The organism is Streptomyces sp. NPDC034111 (genome assembly GCF_055575375.1).
Window position 1 is genome coordinate 148,061 of sequence record NZ_JBVIST010000016.1, and the last position, 20,902, is coordinate 168,962.

A 20,902-nucleotide genomic window follows, 5' to 3' on the forward strand; every position below is an offset into this window, starting at 1 on the left:
GCTGGCCACCGGACCCCCGCCCTCGGCCTGACCTGGCGCGCCCCCTGGCTCACTCGTACCGTCGCGCCTCCCCCTCCCCCACCCCCGTCGCCGCGGCCACGGCGTCGGCCACGGGGAGGAGGTCGTCGTCGGACAGGCCGGAGACGGTGATGCGTATACCGGGCGGGGAGTGCAGCCGGAAGCGCGCGCCGGGGGCCACCGCCCAGCCCGAGTGCAGCAGCCGGGCCACCGCGCCGGTCTCGTCCGGCACGGGCACCCAGACGTTCATCCCGCTGCGGCCCCGCGCAGCCACTCCGCGCCCGGCCAGTTCCCGTATCAGCGCGTCCCGTCGCCGTCCATACGCTGCGGCCACCGCCTTCGGGTCCACCGCGGCGGTCCGCCACAGATGCGCCACCGTGTCCTGGAGCAGATGGCTGACCCAGCCGGGGCCCAGCCGCTGTCTCCCCCGCACCCGGTCCACCGTCACGGCGTCGCCGGTGAGCACCGCGAGGCGCAGATCCGGGCCGTAGGCCTTGGCCGTCGAGCGGACCAGAGCCCAGTGGTCGGTGACGCCGGAGAGCGGATGGAGCGGGAGGTCGACGATGCCGTGGCCGTGGTCGTCCTCGATGAGGAGGACGCCGGGGTGTTCGGCGAGGAGACTACGGAGTTCACCGGCGCGGGCGCGGCCGACCGCGGCTCCCGTGGGGTTCTGTGCCCGGTCGGTGATGACGGCGGCGCGGGCGCCGCCTTGGAGGGCACGCGCCAACTGCTCGGGCAGCGGGCCGTCGTCGTCCACCCCCACCGGCGCGGGGCGCAGCCCGAGGGCCGGGATGAGGTCGAGCAGACTGCCCCACCCCGGGTCCTCCACCGCCACGGTGTCCCCGGGCCGCAGATGCGCGGCGAGCACCCGCTCTATGGCATCGAGCGAGCCACTGGTGACAGCGATGGGTCCCTCGGTCACGCCATCGGCGGCCAAGGCCGAGCGGGCCAGCGCCGCCAGGTCTTCGTCGATGGACGGGGCGCCGTAGAGCACCGGCCGGCGCGCACTGCGCGCCGCGGCCTCGGCCAGCGCCCGCTCCAGCGGGGGCAGCAGGGACGGGTCGGGGTTGCCGTCGGAGGCGTCCCGGACGCCCGGCGGTACCTCCACCCGCAGCGCCTCGCGTGCGGTGCTGGCAGGGCGGGGGCGTACCCGACTGCCGCGCCGGCCCGAGGTTTCGATCACTCCCCGGTCGCGGAGCGTGCGGTACGCGGCCGCGACCGTATTCGGATTCACCTCCAGATAGACGGCCAACTCCCGCAGCGGGGGCAGGACTTCGCCTGGTTGGAGCTCGCCCGCACCGATGGCTCGCTCGACGCTGGCGGCAATCTCCGATGCGCGCCGCCCTTCGATCCGATACTCTCCTAGCACAAACTCGATTATGCACTAGTGCAATGGAGATTGCAATGGCCCGAGCCGAGACGTACGAACCGACCGACCGCACGGTCCCCACCCGCGCCCGCGAGCGCGCCGCATACGACCACGAGACGGTGCACGGCATCCTCGACGAGGGCTACGTCTGCCACCTGGGCTTCGTCCGCGACGGCTCCCCGGTCGTCCTGCCCACGCTCTACGGCCGGGTCGGCGACCGCCTCTACCTGCACGGCTCGACGGGGTCCCGCCCGCTGCGGATGGCCGGCCAGGCATCGGACCCGGGCCTCGAGGTGTGCGTCACAGTCACCCATGTCGACGGCCTGGTCCTGGCCAGGTCCGCCTTCCACCACTCCCTCAACTACCGCTCCGTCGTGGTGCACGGCACCGCCTTCCAGGTCACCGACGAGGCGGAGAAGTCGGCCGCGCTCGACGCGCTGGTCGACCATGTGCTGCCCGGGCGCGCCGCCGACTCCCGCCCCGGCAACGCCAAGGAGCTGGCCGCCACCGCCGTCATACGCCTCGACCTGCGCGAGGTCTCCGCCAAGATCCGTACCGGCGGCCCCAACGACGAGCCGGAAGATCTCGCGCTCCCGTACTGGAGCGGCGTCCTTCCCGTGGCCCCGGTGTACGGCACTCCCATACCGTCCGACGACCTCGCACCCGGCACCCCGACGCCGGCGTACCTCACCGCCCGCTGAGGAGCCCCCTGTGCTGATCCACCCCTGGGACGCACCCACCGACGACGCCGAATGGCAAGACTGGCTCGCGGCCCACGACTTCGGGCAGCTGGCCGCCAACGGCGCACCCGGCGAACCGCCGCTGGTACAGCCACTGCACTTCGCCTACGACCCCGGGCGCCGCGAGGCCGTGACACATCTGGCCCGCCCCAACCCCCTCTGGGGCGCGCTGGAGCACCGTCCGACGGTCCTGCTGAGCGTGGTGGACGACTACACCTTCATCCCCGGCCCCTGGCAGGCGACGGAGGACCAGCCGCCCGAGCACGGCGTCCCCACCAGCTTCTATGCAGCGGTCCAGCTGACCTGCACCGCCCATGTCGTGGACGACCCGGAGGCCAAGGCGGCGTTGCTCCAGCGGCAGGTGGGCCACTTCCAGCCCGAGGGCGGCTCGGCACCGGTCGCCGCGGGTGAGGCTCCGTACGGGCGCCTGCTGTCCGGCATCCGTGGCCTGCGCCTCGAAGTGCGGGAGGTACGCGCCAAGTTCAAGTACGGGGGCAAGCGGAGCGAGAGCGTCCAGCACCGCATCTCGGCGCGCCTCGCCGAGCGGAACGGCCCCGGCGACGCGGCCGCCCGCACCCACCAGCAGCGCCGTCTGGGACGGGCCGCCACCTCCACGGGAACCCCCGTCTTCTGAAACGGCCGGTCCGGCCCGCGGGTGCCCGGCCGGCGCAGCCTGCCGGGCACCCGTCCTCAGCTCGCCACCGGCGCCGCGGAGCGGGTGGCCGCCACCGCCCCGCGCGCCTCCGTCACCGCCAGCGCGGCAACCGCCGTCAGCAGCACACCGGTTCCCACGGCCGTCGCCATCGTCAGCCGCTCCCCCAGGAAGAGCACGGCGATGACCGCGGCGGACACCGGCTCGATCAGGGAGATCACGGACGCGGTCGCGGCGCGCACGGCGGCCAGCCCGGCGAAGTACAGCCCGTAGGCCAGCGCCGTCGGCACCGCCGCGATATAGCCCATCAGCCAGAGGCTGCGTCCCAGATCGTGTGCTTGGGGCCACAGCCCCTCCACGGCCGCGAGCGGCAGCAGGCACAGCGCGCCGACCGCGAAGGCCCCGATCGTCGAGGCGTACGGGTCGCTGCCGCCGCCCTTGCCCAGCCGCCGGGTGGTCAGCGTCATCGCCGCACAGCCGGCCGCGGAGAGCAGGGCGTAGCCGACGCCTGCGGGACGGACGGTCGCTGCGCCGTCGCCTCCGAGGACCAGGACGGTCAGCCCGGCCAGCGCCCCGCCGACGGCCATGACCCCGCCCACTCCGAGACGTTCGCCCATCGTCACGCGCGCCCCGATGGCGATGAGGACGGGCCCCGCCCCCATGGTGACGACGGTGCCCACGGCCAGCCCCGTGGCCGCGACGGCAGCGAAGTAGGCGGCCTGGAAGACCGCGAGGGCGAGCCCGGTCACGACGGTCCGTGCGAGGCGCCGGCGGACGGGCTCGTACGGGGCAGGGACGGCCCGAGCGCCGGTCCGTCGGCGCAGCAGCGCCCGGAGGACGAGCAGGAGGACCAGCCCGCCGAAGGTGCGCCAGAAGGTGAGGGCGACCGGGCCCAGTCCGCTGCCCCTGTAGAGAAGCGCGGCGGCCGCGCCCGCGGTGCCCCAGGCGGTTGCGGCGAAGGTGACGTACAGCAGCCCCCGGCCCACGGGCAGGGCAGAGGAAGAAGTGGCATGCATGACAGATGTGCTCCGGGAAATCCGGCACGGCGCGGTGCGCCGAGGAATGGTCGCGTGGTCCCGTGTGCAGGCAGCGACGATCGGCTCGGGAAGCTGCCCGAGCCCGGGTCTCCTCGGAGGCCGCCGCCCGCCTTACGCGGCGGGAGGGGGCAGCACGGTCGAATGCATGATCGCCACCCTATGTGGCGTGCGGATCCGCGGACAAGTCATTACCGCAGCCGCCCGGTGGCCCTGTCGGCCCCGGGCCCGCCGCACCGCCGGAAAGCTCCGCGTCCACGGCCTCGCCGCTCTCCACCGCGGCACCCGGCCCCGCTCCCGCCGCCACCACGACCGTCTCCGTAGCCTTCGGCTTGGCGGACTGCGCGATGAACGCACCGATCAGCACCACCGCTCCGCCCACGATCTGCGGCGCGGAAAGGTGCTCGCCGAGCAGCACCCAGGCCAGCACCGTCGCGATGACCGCCTCCAGACAGGCCACCACGCCCGCCACCTGGGGAGAGAGCCGCCGGATGGACACCACCCCGGTGAGGTAGGCACCGACCGTGGCGATCAGCACGATCCAGGCGAGCAGCGCAAGTGCGGGCACCTGGGCGCCGTTCATCTCCGCACTGCCGCCGAGCACCGACCAGTCCATGCCCCAGGGGCGGGCGATCACGGTGAGGACGACGGCGCCGATCAGCAGCCCGTAGGCGATCACACCGAGCGGATCGGCGGAGTCCTCGCCCTCGGTGCCGTGGTCGGACAGCACGAAGTAGCCGACCTGACAGCAGGCCGCACCAAGCGCGAGGGCAAGGCCGATGACGTCGAAACTCAGCCCGGACCAGACCTCGACGACACACGCCAGACCGCCGACGGCCAACACCACGCCGACGGCGGCGGCGCGGGTGACCGGCCGCTTCTGGACGAACCGCACCCAGCCCAGGACGAGCGCGGGAGCCAGGTATTCGATGAGCAGCGCGACACCGACCGGGATACGGGAGAGCGCGGCGAAGTAGCAGGCCTGCACACCGGCCACGGCGAGCAGGCCGAAGCCGGCGAGCAGGGCCGGCCGGCGGCGCGGCAGATCGCGGTGGCGCCAGGCGAGCGGCAGCATCACCAGCGCGGCGCCGACGACCCGCAGCCAGGTGACATACAGCGGTTCGAGACCGGCCGCTATCAGGGGCTTCGCGGCCACACCCGAACCGCCGAAGGCCAGGGCGGAGAGCAGGGCGATCCCCAGGCCGGCACCGCGTCCGCGCGCCGGGCCGCCATGGCTCGACGCGACGGCGGACGTCGGCCGTCCCTCCGCTCGGGGCCCTGGAGTTGCCTGCCCCAGGCCGCTCGACGGACCCGCGGGGCTCCCGGAAGACGCGTGCATCGGGTCATCATGGCAGCCGTCGTCAGTAGCGCAACCCCCGAGACCCCTGTCAGTCCTGACCGGGGCGCTCCCCGTCGAGACGGGCGGCGAGCCGGGCGGTGTCGACCGAGGCCCGTTGCAGCACTTCGACGGCCCGGGATTCGGGGTCGTCCACCAGCGCGGCAAGCAGATCCAGACAGCCGGCCCTGGTGGCATAGCGGGCGTGCGCACGGTCGAGGGCCCCGTCCATGGCGGCAGCCGCGGCCGGCGACCATCCGGGGACGCCGCCATCGCCGACCACGGGGACCGCACCGGAGTCCTCGACGGTGCCGTGCCACTGAAGTCCGTAGCCGATGCTGCGCTGGACGAGATAGCCGAGCAGTCGCGCCACCTGCGGCCCGCCGTCGAAGGCGGCACGTACGGCGGGGTCCGATTCCAGGAGGCCGTGCAGCAGATGCGCGGTGTCGACCTGGGGGTCACCGTCGCGGGTGGCCCGCCTGCGCGCCGCGGAGACCACCGATGCAAGCTCGACGGTGAGCCGAGCTCCAAGGTCCTCCTGGGCGGAGCCGTCGCCGCCACTGTACGCAGTACGGTTTTGCACAGCACCCACCCCACCAGCCGATGAGCGCCGGAACATCCCCGGCGGGAAGCATTTGCGCCTGCCACGCTGGTTGGGCACGCCCGTAGGCGATCTCATCCTTACGGAGGAGATATGGCGAAGAAGACACGAGGAAATCGCAAAGGTCGCACATATCGGGCAGTTGGCGGACCGCCCCGGACCTGCCCCTCGGCCATGAGCCCACCATCCCCTCTCGCGTACGAACCCTCCTCCCGGCGCATACCCCCGCCCCCCGTCGGCGAGCGGGCAGCCACACCTGACACCGCATCAGTTCCGGCCCGCCATCGGTATTGAACCTTCACCCCGTTACGGCTACGTTCCGCCGCACCAGCCAGGACCGTCACCTAAGGGGTGCCCGCATGGCCGAAGTCACCGCCCAGTCCCGTATCGATGCGCCCGCCGAGAAGGTCTGGGACCGGCTCACCGACTTCGATGCGTACGGGGAGTGGAACGCCACCCACACCGCCTTCCCCAAGGGCGGCCCGGAGACGCTTGAGGTGGGCGCGGCCTACGAGGAGAACATGAAGCTGATGGGCTTCCCCGCAGAGGTCGTCTGGACCGTGCAGGGACTGGAGCCGGGCCGGCTGCTCGACATCCAGGGCAAGGGCCCGATGGGCGTCAGCCTGGGGATGCGCTACACCCTCACCCCGGACGGCGAGGCGACAACGGTCCGGATCGACGGGACGTTCACCGGCGCCGCGGTCTCCCTGATGGCCGGCAAGCTCAAGGACTCGGCGAACGCCGCGCTCAATGAGTCACTGCGCAAGCTCACCGGCCTGGTCACCTGACCCCGGCCGACACCCCCGAGCCGACACCCCGAGCCGACACCCTCGAGCGGCTGCCCCCAGCCGCTCAGTCCTCCTCGGCGAGGATCAGATACAGCTCCTTGCGGGCCTTGTTGACCACCGCCATGGCCTTCTCCCGCTGCTCGGGGCTGCCGGTGGCCCATACCTGCCGGAACGCCTCGACCAGGCCGCCACCCGCCTTGCGTATCTCGTTCATCGCCTCCCAGTCGACACCGCGGCCGGCGTCCTCCCAGGGGGCGTCCGAGCCGCTGTCGGCCTCGGCGCGCCCATCATCGGTCAGCGAGAACAGCTTCTTGCCGCCCTCACTGGCACTGCTGATCAGCCCCTCGTCCTCGAGGAGTTGCAGGGTCGGATAGACCGAGCCGGGGCTGGGCTTCCACGCCCCACCGCTGCGCTCGGCGATCTCCTGGATCATCTCGTAGCCGTGCATCGGGCGGTCCTTGAGCAGGGCCAGTATCGAGGCGCGCACCTCGCCGCGCCGCGCCCGGCCGCGCGGTCCGCCGCGGCCCCGGCCACCACCGAAGGGCGGCCCGCCGAAAGGCGGCCCGAACGGCCCGAATGCGGAGCGCCGCCGCTCCCAGCCACCCGCGAAGTCGCGGCCACCGTGCCGCCCGGGTCCACAGTGCTCATGCCGATGCTCATGTCCGTGTTCGTGTCCTTGCGAACGCATGGTGATGTCCTCCCACACTCTTTCGTTGATCGGTCGCGATGCTTCAACGATATATCGGGACTGTTCGCCGAAGCAAGACCCCGAGCTACCTCAGTCCGCTGTCCCGTCTCACTCAATCGAGTCGTTTTCTCAACGAACCGAGTCGTTTGGGCTTCTGTCTCAGCGAACCTAGGCGCGCGACTGACAGCGCTGTCCCGTCTCGCTGAGCTTGGAGAAGTCTCACTGATCTGAGTGGCGGCGGCCTCGAATCTCATGTCCGGTGGCTGTTGTCGAGGGTGCGGTCACCCACAGGGGTGAACCGTGTCCCGTTCCATGTGGCTTGTCTCACGGCATCCGTGATGGTCGAGTCATGGGTGGGGTACGGGTCCTGCGGGGTGGGGCTCCGCCGGAGGTCTCGGATTTCGATCTGGCCTGGCTGGAGCGTGGCGACGAGGTACGTAAGCCGTTGGGGTACGCGGAGGAGGTGGCCTTCGAGGAGGTCGCGCCGGTTCGGGACTTTCCGTCGTACCGAGGTCAGCGGCATTTCCCGGGCCTGTACTGGTCGGCGACGACGGGTCGGCATGTCGGGTTCGAGTCGTGGCTGGAGCGTGATCACGCGATCCTGATGGATTTCGATCCGCAGGTCGTGGGTTTCGCCTCGCAGCCGTTCTGGCTGTTCTGGCGCGATGAGGTATCGGGCCGTGGGCGGTCGCACGCGCCGGACTTCTTTGCGCGGGCAGCGGACGGCACGGGCTTGGTGGTGGACTGCCGTCCGGCGGACCGTGTCGATGCCCGGTCCGCGGTGGCGTTCGCCGCGATGCGGCGCGCATGCGACCAGCTGGGCTGGGCCTATCGGCTGGCCGGGGAGATCGATGCGGTGCGGGTGGCGAATCTGCGCTGGCTCGCCGGCTACCGCCACCCCCGTTACGGGGAGTCGGAGGGGCTCAATGCGGCGGTGACCGCGTCCTTTGCCATCCCGGGACCGCTGGTTGCCCAGGCCGCGTCCGTGGGCGATCCCCTCCAGGTGCTGCCGGTGGTGTTCCACCTGCTGTGGTGCGGGCGCCTGGCTGCCGATCTGTCCTATTCGCTGAGCGATCGCACGCTGGTGAGCCGAAGCGAGGAGCGATGAGTCAGACAAGTCCGCGCGGAGTGCTGCGCGTTGGCGACCGCGTCCGCTTCGACGGTCAGGTTCACACGGTGGCCGGGCTGGCGGGCACCACGGTCCGGCTGGTCGACAGCCACGGGGCGCCGTCGCTGATGATGTTCACCCATCTGATGGCCGCCGAGGACTTCGAGCTGCTCGACTCGCAGGCCGCCACGCCGGGTCTGCCGCCGTTCGGGCAGCTGGACACGGTTCCCGAACCCGCTTTACGCAAGGCGCAGTTCTTCGAGCGGCACCTGATCGAGGTCGAGACCGGGGTGCCGCCGGATGCGGCCGCGGGCACCGAGCCCCGGCCTGAGTTTGATCCGAAATGGCGGACGATCAACGAGCGGATCGTCGCGAAGGCCGCCGAGCTGACCGCCTCGGGGACGTCGGTCTCGCAGCGGACCTTGCACCGCATGCGGCTGCGATGGCGGGACGAAGGTGTGTGGGGTCTGGTCGACCGTCGGGCCACGCGGCTGTCCATGCCGAGTACGGGACGAGTGGACGAGCGGCTGGTGGAGGCCCTCATCGAGGTGCTCGCCTCGCAGGAGAACAAGTCGACCGGCACCCGCACTCGGGTGATGCGGCAGGCCGAGCAGTTGGTGGCCGAGCGCCATGGCGAAGGGGCGGTGCTCATTCCTTCACGGGCGACGTTCTACCGGCTGGTCAAGGCTCTGTCTGAGGGGCGGCACACTTTTGAGGCTGCGACGACGAGGCGGTCGCAGGCCCGGCGGCCGGAGGCGCCGTTCACTGCGACCATGGCCGCCCGGCCCGGCGAAGTGGTGCAGATCGATACCACTCCGCTGGACGTGCTGGCGGTCCTGGACGACGGGGTGACCGGCAGAGTCGAGCTGACCATCGCGGTCGATATCGCCTCGCGGACGATCTGCGCGGCCATCCTGCGGCCGGCGGGCACGAAGGCGGTCGATGCCGCCTTGCTGCTGGCGCGGATGCTGGTGCCCGAGCCGATGCGGCCCGGCTGGGCGGACGCGTTGCGCATGTCAGCCTCGCTGATCCCGCACGCCCGCCTGATGAGTATCGATGCCCGACTGGAGCACGCTGCGGCCAAGCCGGTGATCGTCCCGGACACGATTGTCGTCGACCGAGGCAAGGTCTTCATCTCCGACACCTTCATCGCGGCCTGCCGGACACTGGGCGTCTCGGTCCAGCCCGCACGGCCGGCCACCCCGACCGACAAGAGTGTGGTCGAGCGCACCTTCTCCTCGATCAACACTCTGTTCTGCCAGCACGTCGCCGGATACGTCGGCTCCAACGTCACCCGCCGCGGCCAGGACGTCGAAGCCGTCTGGACCATCACGGAACTCGCCGACCTCTTCCAGGAGTGGGTTATCGCCTGCTGGCAAACCCGGCCCCACGACGCGTTGCGCAGTCTGTTCCTGCCGGGCAGGGCGCTGTCGCCGAACGACGTCTATGCGCTGCTGGTCTCCCGCTCGGGACATCTGCCGGTCTGCCTGAGCGGGGATGACTACATCGAGCTGCTGCCGGTGGAGTGGCGGAAGATCAACGACTACGGGATCACCCTCGACTACCGCACCTACGACTGCCGGGGGCTGGGCCCCTACCGGCGCCAGCCGTCCGGCGTCGACGTGAAGGGCAATCTCTGGGAGGTCCATCACGACCCCTACGACATCTCCCACGTCTGGGTACGCGACACCCGGGCCGGAGGATGGATCACCGTCCCGTGGACCCGGTTGGGCACCGTGTCCGCCCCGTTCGCCGATTTCACCTGGCGCCATGCACGGTCGCTGCTGGCCGCGCGGGGAGCGGATGCCACCGACGAGGGCGCCATCGCTGCGGCGGTCGAGGACCTGCTGACCCGGGCCGGGGCAGGCCCGGACCGGCAGATCGCCGCCCGGACCCGGGCCGCGTCCGCACTTCCCGGCCGCCCGGCGGCAGAGGTCTCGCCGGAGGCGGTCGAGGAGGCGGAGTTGGACGAAGACGAGGCAGCGGGCAAGGTCATCCCCTTCGGCGTGTTCGATGCCTTCACCGATGGGAGCCGCTGATGACGCACTTCCTGGAGCCGGAAGAAGTCGACTACCCGCTGACGACGAAGGAGGGCTGGGCCGCCTTTGTCGCAGAGACCATCGCACCGCCCGTCATCCTGCCGCCCGCGTCGCTGCAGCGGCTGCCGGAGCCCGAACGGGCGGAGTATGACCAGGCACGGGAGGACTACCACTCCCAGTTGGTGATCGTCTCCACCCCAACGATCCGCCATGTCGCCGCGACCGGCCGCAAGCGCATCCTGCTCAACCGGCACCAGCACTCCGCCCGCCGAGGATTGATCGTCTCGGGCCCGGCAGGCACCGGGAAGACCACCGGCATCACCCAACTGGGCAAGAACTATGAACAGTTGGGCCGACGCCGGGGAGAGATCCAACCGAAGGCCCTGCCGGTTGTCTATGTCACCGTCCCGCCGGCCGCCACCCCGAAGATGCTGGCCATCGAGTTCGCCCGGTTCATCGGCCTGCCGTTGCCGTCCCGCTACAGCCAGGTCGAGGTCACCAACAAGGTCTGCGACCTGCTCTGCTCCCTCGGCTGCCGTCTCGTGCTCATCGACGAACTACACAATCTCGACATCGGTACACGGGTTGGAGCCGAGGCGTCCGACCAGATCAAGTATCTGTCCGAGCGTATCCCCGCGACCTTCGTCCTGGCCGGTGTCGATGTCGAGGGCACGGGGCTGTTCGCGGGACGCCGCGGCGGGCAGATCGCCAGCCGCTACAGCCTCATCCCCACCAGCCCTTTCCGGCACAACACCGCAGACCAGCGCAGTTCTTGGCAGTCCCTTATCGCGACGCTCGAGGAATCGCTGCGGCTGCACGCCCACCGGCCGGGCACTCTGCTTAAGCTCAGCAGCTACCTGCACGACCGCACCGGCGGCATGATCGGCAGTCTGTCTCACCTCGTCCGCGAAGCCGCCCTGGACGCCATCCTCGACGGCAGCGAAAGAATCACCAAGGTGTCGCTGGAGCGGGTCGACCTGGACGAGAGCGCCGAGCAGCAGAATCTCCCCCGCGTACGCCGGCGCCGGGCCCGCAACGAGAAACGCACCGCATGACCACCCGGCTGCGGGCTCTGCCGCTCACGCCACCGCCCGTTCACGGCGAGACGATCGGCTCCTACCTGAACCGGCTCGCCGACGCCAACCACCTCACCATCGGGCACCTTTCGTCCTTGATCGGCCCGTCGCGTCAGCACCGCCGTGACGACAACCGAGTCGGCTACTGGACCTCTGAGGAGCTGGTGCGACTCGCCGCCCTGACCCGCCGGAGCCCAGCCTCCCTGATACACGCGATGCCCCCGCTCGGCACGATCGGCGAACCGATCCGGCGGCTGCCGCTGTCCGCCACCGAGGAGGTCACCGAGCCGCGGCGCCGCCCGGCCTGCCGCCTCTGCATGGCCCGCCGCCACATCCGCGGTCTCGTCATCCGCAGCACTCCGCACCATGAAGGCGTCTGTCCCTGGCACCACCGCTGGCTCCTCGGGAACGAACAGCATGCCCTCACGCGGCTGCCCGAGGTACTTCGCGCCAACCGCCAGCACAAGCGGATCGTCCGCCGCGGCATCCATCCCTCCACCACGCTGGCCTACGTCGATGCCCGAGACCGCCTGATCAAGTGGTTCACCAACGAGGCCGGCAGCCCGCCGCTTCCGCAGCGTTGGAACCGTCGCCTCGACGTACTGGGCGAGGACCCGTTCGGTGACCCTCACCGCCCCTCCGAAGCCCGGATCGAACTGGCCACCTATCCCGAAGCCGTCATTCTCACCAGCCTGTTCGCCTCGCCGCACTGGCGAGACCACCCCCAACTGCCCACCGAAGCGGCACGGCGACTCGGCATCGCATCGCACCAGCCACAGCACACTGGAACAATGAAGGTCTTGCACTCACCACCAGGGGGAATTTGTCTGTGAAGGTCGGACTGGCACGTTCCGCCGCGGTCCATTGGGTCGCCCAGCATGCCCAATCTGATGCCGGCTATCGGGGCGCCTACTTCAGCGGCTCGACCGTCGGGTTGCAGGACGATGCCGAACTGCCACCCTCCTCCGACGTCGACATCTTCGTCGTCACCGCCGCCGACAACCCGCCGGCCAAGCCAGGCAAGCTCCGCTACCAGGGCGCCCTTCTGGAAGTCAGCTACCTGCCCTGGGCCGAGCTCGCCTCCGCCGACGAGGTCCTCGCGTCCTACCACCTGGCCGGCAGCTTCCGCACCGACACGATCATCGATGACCCCACCGGCCATCTGCACAAGCTGCACGCACACATCTCGCCCCAGTTCGCCGCCCGGCCCTGGGTTCGCCGCCGATGCCAGGATGCCCGCCACCGGGTCGAAGCCCGCCTCGCGGCGATCGACACCTCGGCACCGTTCCACGAGCAGGTGACCGCCTGGCTGTTCCCCACCGGCGTGACCTGCCACGTGCTTCTCGCCGCCGCCCTGCGCAACCCCACCATCCGCCTGCGCTACCCAGCCGCACGCAAGGTCCTCACCGACTACGGCCACCTCAGCCTCTACCCCGAACTCCTCGGTCTCCTCGGCTGTTCACACCTGTCCGCACAACGCGTCCAGCACCATCTGCGCGAACTCGCCGCGACGTTCGACGCCACTACCCAGGTGGCGAAGACCCCGTTCTTCTTCAGCAGCGACATCACCCCCACCGCACGGCCGATCGCCATCGACGGAAGCCAGACCCTCATCGATACCGGCGACTACCGCGAGGCGGTCTTCTGGATCATCGCGACCTTCGCCCGCTGCCACACCATCCTGGCCACCGACGCTCCCCAACTGCACAACTCCCTCGCTCCAGCGTTCCAGGCAGCGGTCGCCGACCTCGGCATCAGCTCCAGCAGCGACCTCCTCCACCGGGCCGAAGAAGTCACCCGGTTCCTGCCCCGGCTCTGGCAGACCACCGAGGACATCCTGACCAGCAACGCCAAGATCACCGAATAGCGAAGGAAGAACGTCGCCTCGTCCAAGGAGCGGTCTCAGTTCTCGCGGACATTTCACGTTCCAGTGATCGACGAGGGGTGTCCGTTCTCGCTTACCAAGCCCAGCCACCGGTCCTGACCCGGAAACTGCCACCTTCAGTGAGAGCCCCGACAGCAACCGTCCCACCGTCCTGACACAGCCCAGCTCAGGACACATCGGCACGGCCATGATCGATGAGACACGTGCTCGGCGACGGAGTCGCGACCGCAGATGACACCCTGCGCTCCCACCACGAATCCCACTTCAATCTGTCACCCCGCAGGTCAACGCCCCTATCTCTGCAAGATCTAATGAGACCGGACAAGCGCTGGGGGTGCTGGATGGCTGTGCCGGCTGGGGTGGACCAGGCAGGGACGTGCATCGAGTTGTCGTACGTGGACGCGGTACACGGGCGTCGTCGGCGTCCGCTCCGGGACTGTGTGACGAGCCGGTTCGAGGATGTCGATCCGGTACGTACGTTCCGCTGGTCGCGCGGTGAGCGTCACTTCCCGGGCTGGTACTGGGCGGCGACGACCGGCCGGCACGTCGGCTTCGAGTCGTGCCTGGAGCGGGACCGGCTTCCACCGCGCCAGCCCGATGAAGCCGACGCCGAAACACGCTGGAGCCCGTTCCACCCCTACTACCGCTGCTGAAGCCCGGTCGCCCCGAAGTCAATACCGTGATCAGAAGGGATCAGGGGAGGCACCGGTCACGATCCCGATTCGGGCGCACGGAGACGCATCTGCCTGTTCGGAACTGGCGTCTCCGCACGCTGTCACTGAGGGAACCGTTCCGGGCGGAAGTCCGCAAGCATCTCGTCCCTCTTCCCGCTGAGGATCTCCGAAGCAAGCAGCCGGCCGATCACCGGCCCGAGTGTGATGCCACTGTGGGAGACAGCCTCGTAGTAGCCCGGCACTGAAGGCACCGCACCCACCGAGGGGAATCCGTCGGCTGGGATGGGCCGGTGGGCCACCTGTGTCTGCGCGATGAGGGAGTTGCCGAGTTCCGGAACGACATGCCTCGCCGATTCGTGGAGCAGCCGTGCAAGTTCCGCTGGCTCTTCACCGGTGTCGATGAGTGCGTCGATCTCGCGGCTGTGAAGGACCACCGACGCATCTCCGTCAGGACGGATCTCGACGTGGGGCGCGTGCATGGCTCGGCGAACTGGGACCCGATCACAGTCGATCCGGGTGACGGCGCCGGGTTCCCGGCGCATCGGCAAGTGCCGAGCAATGAGCCCGGCGACCCGGGAAGCGCTGGGCCCTGCCGCGTTCACGACGGCATCGACGTCGAGACAGCTCCCATCCGACAGAGTCACGGTCCGGATGCTCCCGTCGGCGCCGATGCCGATGTCGCAGACCGCGGTGCCGGACCTGCGTTCGGCACCGGACTCGACGGCTCGGTCGACCAGGCGGCCGACGAGTTGCCGTCCGTGCACCCATGCCTCGTCGGGATAGAACAGGACCGGAGTCTTGCCGGGCACCGTGAGAGCAGGTTCGAGGCGACGGCGCACCTCGGCCCCCGTGCACACCTCGACCCTGTAGTCCCAACTAGCCAGCAGCTCGGCTGTTTCCAGGAGCTTCGCCTCCGCTGCGGGGTCCCCAGCCCAACGCAGGTGGCCGCTGGGATGCCACCATGAGGCCGGCCCGATGGTCTCTGCAAGCTCCCGGTACGCCGCCATGCCCGCAACGTTCAGGTCGAAGTACGACCTGCGCCCGGTCTTGTTGCTGGCGTTGACCCACGAGAAAGACCAGTTGGTAACCCCTTCACCTGGCTGGCCGGCGTCGATGAAGACCACCTCGGCTCCATGCCGGGACAGGTTCCAGCCCACGCTGGCTCCGAGAATGCCCACTCCGATGACAGCAACACGTTCAGACCGCTGCACGCACCCAACGCTCACGAACGCCCCCCTTCCAGGGTCGCGGCCCAACTCCCATTTCCTAGCATGCCCTCGCCCCGTTCGGTGATGAGCGTGTGTTGAGCGGCGACGTCCGGCTAGGTCCACAGCTGCAACCTCAGCCAGGCGGTTTCAAGTTGGACCGGCATCGGTGTCCTTTGCCACTGAAGCCAGTCGTTGTGTCATTCAACCCAGTCGACCGGCGGTTCATGTCATGAGCCGAAGGGCGACAACTGCCGCCGAGGCAAGGCTTGTTGCCACCAAACCTCTTCCGGTCCACGACCGTGTTCGGCCGCCACGGTGCGTCAGCGGGTCTCAAGAATCGAGAACGGCGGCGACGGCCTCGATCTCGACGAGCTGGTCCTGGTAGCCGAGCACGGTGACGCCCATCAGGGTGCTGGGGACGTCATGGTCGCCGAACGAGTCCCGGACTACCTCCCAGGCAGCCACCAGGTCCTCTCGCCGGGCGGACGCCACAAGGACCCGTGTACTGATGACGTCCTGGAGTGACGCACCGGAGGCAGCGAGAGCAGCTTTCGTGTTCTCGATGGCTTTCGCTGCTTGGCCCGCGTAGTCCCCGATCGCCGCCGTGGAGCCGTCATCGTTCAGCGGACACGCCCCGGCGAGGAAGATCAGGCGTGACTCGGCGGGCGCTGTGGCCGCGTAGGCGTACTCGGCGACGTCGGAGAGGGAGGCGGAGCGGATCAAAGTGACGGCACGAGCCACGATCGTCGGGTCCTTTCGCATCGGGCGTGGAACGCGGACATCCTGCCAAGGCCCCTGGGTTCCCGCCTTCCCTTTTCTTCGCCGGGCCGCCACGCCACGACTGTCAGCTGAGACCGGTCGCACGAGTCGACTGAGTTGGATGACATAACGGCTGGATTCACTGACCAAGGACAATCGGCGAACACGGCGCAGCGACACTGCCTGCATTCTGTCTCAACCAACCGAGCCCACGTGTCTCACTCAATCCAGTCCATGCAGGTCAGCAGCGTGCGGACGACTAACTTCGTTGAGACAGGACACTCAGTCCGCCTGCGAGACCGGCCCTGGGCCGGCTTGCCCCCGCCGCGGTCGGTCGGTGTTGGTCCAGGGCTCGGCGGTTCCGGCAAGTGCCCGTATGAGTACGCGTACTCAGGCGCGCACGCTCCGGACCCGGCATGCTCCGCCCGTGCACACCTCACCTCAGGAACCAGCGGCCCGGCGCAGATGGCCCCGGCCTCGAAAGCCGTCGCGCGCCGCGGACCTCGTCCTCGCCTTCCTGCTGTTCGGCGGCGAGGCGCTCGTCTACCTGTGGGGGATGTTCGGCATCGGCATGGAGAACTGGGCCGCGGGCCCGTCGGCCGACCCCGACGCAGCGTCTCTCGCGTCCCTCGCATGGACTCAGCAGCTCCTGATCGCGGCGGGCGTCCTCCTCGTACTGGCGGCCGTGTTCCGCGCACCATGGACGGCGGTTTCCCAGTTCCTCGCCGCCGGGACGCTGGCGGTGTTCCTGCTTCTGGCGCAGCACGAGTACGACGTCAGGCACCCGGCTCCGGCGCCCACCCCCGCACCCGGCTACTCGCCCTGTTACAGCGGCAGCGGGAAGTGCAACTGAACGGGCCGGCCGCACTCTGCGCCAGCACCGGCCCCCACCCATGCCGCCCGCGTCCGGCACACCACTCTTCATGTCCAATTCCCTGCAATTGGCCTTGGCCGGTGGACTGGTGGCACCTCTACGCTCGCGGTCATGAGGATTCGTATCGTCGACGCCTTCAGTGCGCGTCCGTTCACCGGCAACCCCGCGGGAGTCGTGCTCCTCGACTCCGACGCGTTTCCCGATACCGCCTGGCTCCAGCAGGTCGCCACCGAGGTCAACCTCTCCGAGACCGCCTTCGCGCACCCGCTGCCCGCGGGCGGCGACGCCGACTGGGCGCTGCGCTGGCTCACGCCGACCGCCGAGGTGAATATGTGCGGGCACGCCACTTTGGCCACCGCGCATGTGCTGCACACCACCGGAACGGCCACCGGTACGGTCCGCTTCCGCACCCGTAGCGGGGTGCTGACCACGACGGCCGACGACGGTGGGGCGATCAGCATGGACTTCCCGACCGCGCCGCTGACGCCCGTTGCGGTACCGCCGGTCGTCGCCGCCGCGCTGGGCACCGAGATCGTCTCGGCGTACGACACCGGCCCCGATGTCGGCGATCTGCTGGTCGAGCTGGCCGACGAGAAGTCCGTACGGTCACTGGCCCCGGACCTCAGGGCACTGGCCGGGCAGGGCGGCAGGGGTGTGATCACCACCGCGCGGGCCCAAGACCCCGACAGCGGCTATGACTTCGTCTCGCGCTGCTTCTTCCCTGCGGTGGGCATCGACGAGGACCCGGTAACGGGCAGTGCGCACACCGCGCTCGCCCCGTTCTGGTCGGCGCGCCTGGGCCGCGACTCACTGGTCGGTCTCCAGGGCGCCGCACGTACCGGCTACGTACGGACCGAGCTGCGCGGCGAACGAACTTTGCTGACCGGCTCGGCGGTCACGGTCATCGATGGCGAGCTGCTGGCCAGCGTCTGAACGGTCATGGGCCTCGACGTGAGCCGCTGACCACCGGCCGGGCCCGAGAACCGGCCGGTCCCGCCACCACGCCCGCAGTGGCCCCAGCGGCGGCGCGGCTGACCAGCCCTCGCCGCACCGGACCGCCTCGTGCGCAACACCTCGCGTCTCCCCCCACCCCCGAACCCACCCCCGCCCCCTCCCCCGAAGGGGGAGGAGGGGGAGGGGGCGGGGGGAGCGCCCGCCGCCTCGCGCGGCCACACCCGCCGCCCCCAAAGACCAACACCCCCACCTCACCTCACCCCGTAGGCAGCCACCCCACCTGCCCCGCCAACAGCGCGTACCCCACGAACGCCACGGTGTCTATCAAGGCGTGCGCGGCGACCAGCGGGCCGACCCGGCCCCACCGCCGGTAAAGCAGGACGAAGATCACGCCCATCACCATGTTGCCGACGAAACCGCCGAGGCCCTGGTAGAGGTGGTAGGAGCCGCGCAGCAGCGAGCTGGCCGCGAGCGCCGCCATCGGCGCCCAGCCCAACTGCCCCAGTCTGCGCAGCAGATACCCGACGACGATGACCTCCTCCAGGACGGCGTTCTGCACCGCTGAGGCGATCAGCACCGGGAGCTTCCACCACACCTCGGGCAGCGCCTCGGGAACCACCGTCAGATTGAATCCGGCCGCCCGCGCCCCCAGATAGAGCAGCAGTCCGCTGCCGCCTATCACGGCCGCGACCCCCGCCCCGCGGCTCAGGTCGAAGCCGGGCCGCCGCCGGTCGAAACCGACGGCCCGCAGCCCCCCGGCCCGTTCGCGCAACAACAGATGTGCCACCAGCGCCACGGGCACCAGCGCGGTCGCGATCCCGAACAGCTGCCAGGCGAGATCGAGCCACGGCCGGCCGGGCGCATGGGAGGCGTTGAGCGTCGCCGCCTGGTGCTTGAGGCCCCCGGGCTTGGTCACCGACCCGATGAAGCTGATGAGCGCCGACAGTGCGCTGGCACCCACCGAGAGCGCCAGCACGATCAGCGTCTCACTGCGCAGGACGCCCTGGGACGGTTCCTCGGACGCACCCCCTCCTGCCCCCGCGCCAGGCCCCTGGCCCGGAACGTCCGGATCGGCCACGGGACTTGTATCCGACTGCACGCTTCCTCCACTTCCGCATTACCGTCGCTTCGCCACCACCGTCCCGCTAGGGTCTCGGCAGCACGTACGAAGATCGCGCGCGACAGGCCGGGGACAGGCACCATCCACGTGGCGCTTCTCCCCTCTCCCCCTCTAATCCCGTTTCCCGGCGAATCCCGCCGTTTGCGACGGATCCCGGTCGAGCTCCAAGAAGGAGAGGCGCTACCGCAATGGGACGACACAGCTTGCCCGACGGCTCCGCACCCCCGCGCACGGGGTCCCGCCCCGGCACACGTCGCCGCACCGTCGTCCTCGCCACGGGCCTTGTCCTCGCCGTCGCCACGGGCTCGGTGGTGGTGCTGGGCAGCGGTCTGCTCCCCTTGGGGCAGCCGTGCGACGGCGCTTCGGTACGGCTGGATGTGGCCGCCTCCCCCGATATAGCCCCCGCACTGGAGGCGGTGGCCAAGAAGGCCCGCGAGGAGGCGACGCGCACCGACGGCAGATGCCTGGACGTCAGGGTCACCCGGCGCGCCTCCCAGGAGCTCGCCGACGCCTTCGGGCAGCGCCCGGTCGACCCCGAATTCCAGGTCTGGATACCGGATTCGAGCCTGTGGGTGGACCGGGTCCGCGCGGAGCGCGGCACCCCGCTGACCTCGGCCGGCACCCTCGCCACGTCCCCGATCGCGCTGGCCGCCGTCCCCAGGGCGGCCAAGGCGCTGGGCTGGCCGGACAAGGCCTACACCTGGTCCGAGCTGACCGAGGCCGCGACGTCCGGCGGCAAGCTGCGCCTCGGAGTCGCCGATCCGGCGCGCAGCGCCACCGGGCTGCTCGCCCTGGCCCGTATCAGCGCCGCCAACGAAGAGGACGCCGAGGACGGCGACGCTGCCGACGCGCGCACCGCGGCCACCGCGAAGCTCCTCCACCAGCGGGTCGCCGACGGCGACGGGGCGGTGGCGGCCACGCTGCCGCATGACGGCTCCGGTGCCGAGCAGGGCAATCCGCGCCGCAATCAGGCGCTGCTGCTGTCCGAACAGGCTGCCTACGCCCACAACCGCGCTGCGGACGGCGGCCCGGAGCTCGATCTGTTCTACCCGAAGGACGGCACCGCCCGGCTCGACTATCCGTACACACTGGTCGACGACGACGAGCTGAGCCCCGAGCAGACCCGCGCCGCCAACCGGTACCTGACACTGCTCGGCGAGCGCGCCGGTCAGCGTACGCTGCGCGACCACGGTTTCCGGGCCGCCGAGGGCGCGGCCGCCCCGAAGGTGCTGGCGGCGGCCGGCGGACGCGACCCCCAGCCGTACTCCGCCGCAGCCACCGATCCGCCGTCGGCCGAAGAGCTCCGGGCCCTGCTGGGGATCTGGACGCTCACGGAGCAGCGCGCCCGGCTCACCACGGTCGTGGACACCTCGGAGTCCATGGCCAGTCCGGTCGAGGATCGCGGCGGGCGGTCCCGTATGGACCTCGCCAGGAACTCCCTCCTCCAGGCACTGGCCACGTTCACGCCCGAGGACGAGATCGGGCTGTGGAAATTCGCCACCCTCCTGGACGGCGACAAGGACTATGTGGAGCTGTCCCCCACCGCACGCCTCGGCGACCGCGACAAGGACGGCAGCATCCACCGCGATGCGCTCGCCGCCGCGTTCGGTTCGCTGGCCCCGGTGCCCCATGGCGCCACCGGCCTGCACGACACCACGCTCGCCGCGTACGAGAAGGCCTGCGCCACGTACGAGAGCGGGAAGTTCAATGCGCTGGTCCTGGTCACCGACGGTGCCAACGACGACCCCGGCGGCATCGGTCTGGACGCCCTGGTCGTCAAGCTGGCGAAGCTGTCCGATCCGAAGCGGCCGGTGCCGCTGATCGCCCTCGCACTCGGTCCGGCGGCCGATACTTCGGCGCTGGACCGCATCGTGGCACCGACCGGCGGCTCGGTGCACCGCGTCAGCGACCCCGCACAGATCCACCAGGTGATGCTCAAGGCCCTCACGGCGGCGGGCAGCAAGGGGCCACGCTGAGCG

General features: G+C 70.3%; 20 protein-coding genes. 12 read left to right on the forward strand and 8 right to left on the reverse strand.

Going from position 1 to position 20,902, the window contains the following annotated elements:
* Positions 1 to 49: 49 nt before the first annotated feature.
* Positions 50 to 1,387 (reverse strand): aminotransferase class I/II-fold pyridoxal phosphate-dependent enzyme, encoded by a 1,338-nt coding sequence (locus ACZ55A_RS28540; RefSeq protein WP_468845800.1) that lies wholly within the window; start codon positions 1,385 to 1,387, stop codon positions 50 to 52.
* A 35-nt stretch (positions 1,388 to 1,422) separates the two neighbouring features.
* Here ACZ55A_RS28540 and ACZ55A_RS28545 point away from each other — a divergent pair, with 35 nt between their 5' ends.
* Together ACZ55A_RS28545 and ACZ55A_RS28550 are read left to right on the forward strand one after the other, a co-directional pair.
* Entirely contained in the window at positions 1,423 to 2,088 is a 666-nt protein-coding gene (locus tag ACZ55A_RS28545) for a pyridoxamine 5'-phosphate oxidase family protein (RefSeq protein ID WP_468845803.1), read from the forward strand.
* 10 nt (positions 2,089 to 2,098) lie between these two features.
* On the forward strand, positions 2,099 to 2,761 hold the full coding sequence (locus ACZ55A_RS28550) for an FMN-binding negative transcriptional regulator (RefSeq protein WP_468845806.1): 663 nt from the start codon (positions 2,099 to 2,101) through the stop codon (positions 2,759 to 2,761).
* Positions 2,762 to 2,817: 56 nt separating this feature from the next.
* Here ACZ55A_RS28550 and ACZ55A_RS28555 read toward each other — a convergent pair whose 3' ends face one another.
* The 3 genes from ACZ55A_RS28555 to ACZ55A_RS28565 form a co-directional block, all read right to left on the reverse strand.
* A complete protein-coding gene (locus tag ACZ55A_RS28555; protein ID WP_468845809.1) occupies positions 2,818 to 3,795 on the reverse strand; it encodes a DMT family transporter in 978 nt (325 codons plus the stop codon).
* A 178-nt stretch (positions 3,796 to 3,973) separates the two neighbouring features.
* Complete coding sequence (locus ACZ55A_RS28560; RefSeq protein ID WP_468845812.1) at positions 3,974 to 5,152, reverse strand: EamA family transporter; 1,179 nt, start codon at positions 5,150 to 5,152, stop codon at positions 3,974 to 3,976.
* A gap of 49 nt (positions 5,153 to 5,201) precedes the next feature.
* Complete coding sequence (locus ACZ55A_RS28565) at positions 5,202 to 5,732, reverse strand: peptidase (RefSeq protein ID WP_468845814.1); 531 nt, start codon at positions 5,730 to 5,732, stop codon at positions 5,202 to 5,204.
* 377 nt (positions 5,733 to 6,109) lie between these two features.
* Between ACZ55A_RS28565 and ACZ55A_RS28570 the strand changes: the two genes are divergently transcribed.
* On the forward strand, positions 6,110 to 6,538 hold the full coding sequence (locus ACZ55A_RS28570) for a type II toxin-antitoxin system Rv0910 family toxin (RefSeq protein ID WP_468845816.1): 429 nt from the start codon (positions 6,110 to 6,112) through the stop codon (positions 6,536 to 6,538).
* A 64-nt stretch (positions 6,539 to 6,602) separates the two neighbouring features.
* Here ACZ55A_RS28570 and ACZ55A_RS28575 read toward each other — a convergent pair whose 3' ends face one another.
* Positions 6,603 to 7,226 (reverse strand): PadR family transcriptional regulator, encoded by a 624-nt coding sequence (locus ACZ55A_RS28575; RefSeq protein ID WP_468845818.1) that lies wholly within the window; start codon positions 7,224 to 7,226, stop codon positions 6,603 to 6,605.
* A gap of 349 nt (positions 7,227 to 7,575) precedes the next feature.
* Here ACZ55A_RS28575 and ACZ55A_RS28580 point away from each other — a divergent pair, with 349 nt between their 5' ends.
* The 6 genes from ACZ55A_RS28580 to ACZ55A_RS28605 all read left to right on the forward strand — a co-directional run bounded on the left by ACZ55A_RS28580 (position 7,576) and on the right by ACZ55A_RS28605 (position 13,987).
* The gene (locus tag ACZ55A_RS28580) at positions 7,576 to 8,334 is read left to right on the forward strand and encodes a TnsA-like heteromeric transposase endonuclease subunit (protein WP_468845821.1); all 759 of its coding nucleotides are present in this window, start codon (positions 7,576 to 7,578) and stop codon (positions 8,332 to 8,334) included.
* Positions 8,331 to 10,373: a Mu transposase C-terminal domain-containing protein gene (locus tag ACZ55A_RS28585; RefSeq protein ID WP_468845824.1), complete on the forward strand. Its 2,043-nt coding sequence runs from the start codon at positions 8,331 to 8,333 to the stop codon at positions 10,371 to 10,373. The genes ACZ55A_RS28580 and ACZ55A_RS28585 overlap by 4 nt, the downstream gene beginning before the upstream one ends.
* Positions 10,373 to 11,428, forward strand: coding sequence for a TniB family NTP-binding protein (locus ACZ55A_RS28590; protein ID WP_468845827.1), 1,056 nt, complete (start codon positions 10,373 to 10,375; stop codon positions 11,426 to 11,428). Before ACZ55A_RS28585 ends, ACZ55A_RS28590 begins: the two co-directional genes overlap by 1 nt.
* Entirely contained in the window at positions 11,425 to 12,282 is an 858-nt protein-coding gene (locus tag ACZ55A_RS28595; protein ID WP_468845830.1) for a TniQ family protein, read from the forward strand. Before ACZ55A_RS28590 ends, ACZ55A_RS28595 begins: the two co-directional genes overlap by 4 nt.
* Positions 12,279 to 13,316: a hypothetical protein gene (locus ACZ55A_RS28600; protein WP_468845833.1), complete on the forward strand. Its 1,038-nt coding sequence runs from the start codon at positions 12,279 to 12,281 to the stop codon at positions 13,314 to 13,316. Before ACZ55A_RS28595 ends, ACZ55A_RS28600 begins: the two co-directional genes overlap by 4 nt.
* A gap of 359 nt (positions 13,317 to 13,675) precedes the next feature.
* Positions 13,676 to 13,987 carry a hypothetical protein gene (locus tag ACZ55A_RS28605; RefSeq protein ID WP_468845836.1) on the forward strand — a complete coding sequence of 104 codons (312 nt, stop codon included), beginning with the start codon at positions 13,676 to 13,678 and terminating at the stop codon, positions 13,985 to 13,987.
* A gap of 122 nt (positions 13,988 to 14,109) precedes the next feature.
* Here the strand turns inward: ACZ55A_RS28605 and ACZ55A_RS28610 are convergent, their stop codons facing one another.
* Together ACZ55A_RS28610 and ACZ55A_RS28615 are read right to left on the reverse strand one after the other, a co-directional pair.
* A complete protein-coding gene (locus ACZ55A_RS28610; RefSeq protein ID WP_468845839.1) occupies positions 14,110 to 15,234 on the reverse strand; it encodes an NAD(P)/FAD-dependent oxidoreductase in 1,125 nt (374 codons plus the stop codon).
* Positions 15,235 to 15,546: 312 nt separating this feature from the next.
* On the reverse strand, positions 15,547 to 15,957 hold the full coding sequence (locus ACZ55A_RS28615) for a RidA family protein (protein ID WP_468845841.1): 411 nt from the start codon (positions 15,955 to 15,957) through the stop codon (positions 15,547 to 15,549).
* A gap of 445 nt (positions 15,958 to 16,402) precedes the next feature.
* Here ACZ55A_RS28615 and ACZ55A_RS28620 point away from each other — a divergent pair, with 445 nt between their 5' ends.
* The gene (locus ACZ55A_RS28620) at positions 16,403 to 16,828 is read left to right on the forward strand and encodes a DUF6234 family protein (protein WP_468845844.1); all 426 of its coding nucleotides are present in this window, start codon (positions 16,403 to 16,405) and stop codon (positions 16,826 to 16,828) included.
* Between the two features lie 132 nt (positions 16,829 to 16,960).
* Positions 16,961 to 17,782: a PhzF family phenazine biosynthesis protein gene (locus ACZ55A_RS28625; protein WP_468845847.1), complete on the forward strand. Its 822-nt coding sequence runs from the start codon at positions 16,961 to 16,963 to the stop codon at positions 17,780 to 17,782.
* A 277-nt stretch (positions 17,783 to 18,059) separates the two neighbouring features.
* Here the strand turns inward: ACZ55A_RS28625 and ACZ55A_RS28630 are convergent, their stop codons facing one another.
* Entirely contained in the window at positions 18,060 to 18,881 is an 822-nt protein-coding gene (locus tag ACZ55A_RS28630) for a CPBP family intramembrane glutamic endopeptidase (RefSeq protein WP_468845849.1), read from the reverse strand.
* Positions 18,882 to 19,111: 230 nt separating this feature from the next.
* Between ACZ55A_RS28630 and ACZ55A_RS28635 the strand changes: the two genes are divergently transcribed.
* Positions 19,112 to 20,899 (forward strand): substrate-binding and VWA domain-containing protein, encoded by a 1,788-nt coding sequence (locus ACZ55A_RS28635; RefSeq protein WP_468845852.1) that lies wholly within the window; start codon positions 19,112 to 19,114, stop codon positions 20,897 to 20,899.
* Positions 20,900 to 20,902 lie beyond the last annotated feature (3 nt).